This window comes from Candidatus Symbiopectobacterium sp. (assembly GCF_020054415.1).
In the GTDB taxonomy this organism is placed as follows: Bacteria; Pseudomonadota; Gammaproteobacteria; order Enterobacterales; family Enterobacteriaceae; genus Symbiopectobacterium.
Genome location: NZ_JAHWCO010000203.1, coordinates 1 through 1900 on the forward strand (window position 1 = coordinate 1; position 1900 = coordinate 1900).

Consider the following 1900-nt stretch of genomic DNA (forward strand, 5'->3'; position numbering starts at 1 on the left):
CATGTTCCGATTCAAAAGGCTTCTGGGTGGTCATCTAAGTCTGAGAGACTACGATGCTCAGGTGGATGAAGCCATGGCCATGGTCAAAGCGCTTAACCAGATCACGCTATTAGGAATGCCGAACAGTATTCGCATCACGTAACAATCGACCCGTATGGGGCGTAGTCGTTACAAGTTCTGATTTATTCAACAAAGCCCCGATCGCTACGAGGGTGCTGTGCCACGCAGCGGCCCTTATGCCAGAACTGGACCAGCGTCTGCCCGGCTTTTACAGACAGCCGTTCACCAACCAGCTCATGGGGAACGGAGTACCAGTGGCGGCCGTATTCGACGTGATAGTCCGGAGCGACCTTTACCGCACGGTATTCGGTATATTCATATGTCATGGCTGGCAAGGGCTGCAAACACGGCGCATCGAGCAGCGCAAAGCGCTGTGCTTGGCTCTGGCCCCCATAACCTTTCATTGTGCGGTTATTCAGCTCGGTCATTAGCTCCCTGAGCCTGACGTTGAGCGCATGTACCGTATTTATGGTTATAAAACAAACCCTGTTTTGCAGGACTGGGCGACCAGCCGACGTAGCGATGGAAAACGCTGACCCTTCCATGCGCGATGCACATCCACCAACACTGACGGTCGCCACACTGGAAATACACTATCAGCATTCATCAAGCGCATCTCACTACTGATATTGAATATATATCGGCTGAGGCTGCAAACTCAGTACTTCAGCCTTGGATAACAGCCTGTGTGGCGGTTTTCTAATATCGTTCTTGTAGAAAATCTTGATGCCCGGATACAACACGCAGTGTTCAGCAGAGACGAGTTTTTCATAGGTTGCCATTTTGGTTTCAGGCGCTCCCCAACCATCCATGTTCAATATTACCTGCACGTTAGGATCTGATTTTACTTTATCAAACCCCGTCACCATCTTTTTAGTAAAACGGTGAACCACTAACACTTTCGGTGGCAGATTATTTTTCACAACCAATGTTGAAAGATAATCAACGACTCTGTTGATGTCCTTGTCGTTAATGGTTCCAATTCGTGTCCCCGGAATGGCTTTTCCCATCATGATAAATTCAGGGTCTATGCCTAGATGCACATCCGGTTGAGTAAGAAAAGGCTCAAGGCGGGATATCTCACTGTGTAAATCGCTCAACCCAGGCTGAACGTCCAGAATCAGAACTGCACCTGATGTCATCCTCACCACAGACAGAGCTCTATCTATTTGCATGTTACTCATACGGTTACGATATAACCCATCTCGCCCAGGCTGGTTGCTTGCTACGGTAGCAATGTACTCTAATCCTGGAATGACAGGCTTTGATGGGTCTGCCTTTTCCCATTCCTGCGCTTCAGCGGTTAATTTTTTCCACAGTTCAGGGGCAGGATATTCACCCAGGATTCCCATCCTACGAGAGTTAAAATTACCATAATAAACAACCAGTCTGTTTGCAGGAATAATCCCAGTTCGGCCGCTTGATGCATAAAACTTGTCGATACCATCCATCCGTGGCGGTGTTGTTGACAGAGTGCCTTGGGCATTAGTAGGTAAAAAAACATTCAACGTTGTGGTAACCATTAATACCCAAAGTTTCTTCATAAGAGTCCTTTCATTTTTCCTAGTGATACATTCACTGGTTATAATCTGAAGCAAAATAATGGCCAGGCCATATATATAAGCAGTTGACGTTCAATGGCATTGAAACCAATGTAAAATTAGCGAATTTACTCTACAATGGATTTTCTAACCCACAACGGCTTTGTTGAATAAATCAGAACTTGTAACGACTGCGCCCCATACTGGTCGATTGTTACGTGATGCGAATACTGTTCGGCATTCCTAATAGCGTGATCCGGTTAAGCGCTTTGACCATGGCCATGGCTTCACCCACCTGA

Annotated in this window: 1 protein-coding gene and 3 pseudogenes; 1 reads left to right on the forward strand and 3 read right to left on the reverse strand. The window is 46.8% G+C overall.

All coding sequences use genetic code 11. The annotated features are described in order from the left end of the window. Nucleotides 1-142 (forward strand): annotated as a pseudogene (locus QZ506_RS05960) (IS5/IS1182 family transposase); the annotation flags it as partial. A 61-nt stretch (nucleotides 143-203) separates the two neighbouring features. Here QZ506_RS05960 and QZ506_RS05965 read toward each other — a convergent pair. From QZ506_RS05965 to QZ506_RS05975, 3 genes and pseudogenes are all read right to left on the reverse strand, one after another. After that, a pseudogene (locus QZ506_RS05965) lies at nucleotides 204-533 on the reverse strand (IS21 family transposase); the annotation flags it as partial. A 147-nt stretch (nucleotides 534-680) separates the two neighbouring features. Next, nucleotides 681-1604, reverse strand: a complete 924-nt coding sequence (locus QZ506_RS05970) for a hypothetical protein (protein WP_291969736.1) — start codon at nucleotides 1602-1604, stop codon at nucleotides 681-683. A 211-nt stretch (nucleotides 1605-1815) separates the two neighbouring features. After that, nucleotides 1816-1900, reverse strand: a pseudogene (locus QZ506_RS05975) (lipoprotein); the annotation flags it as partial.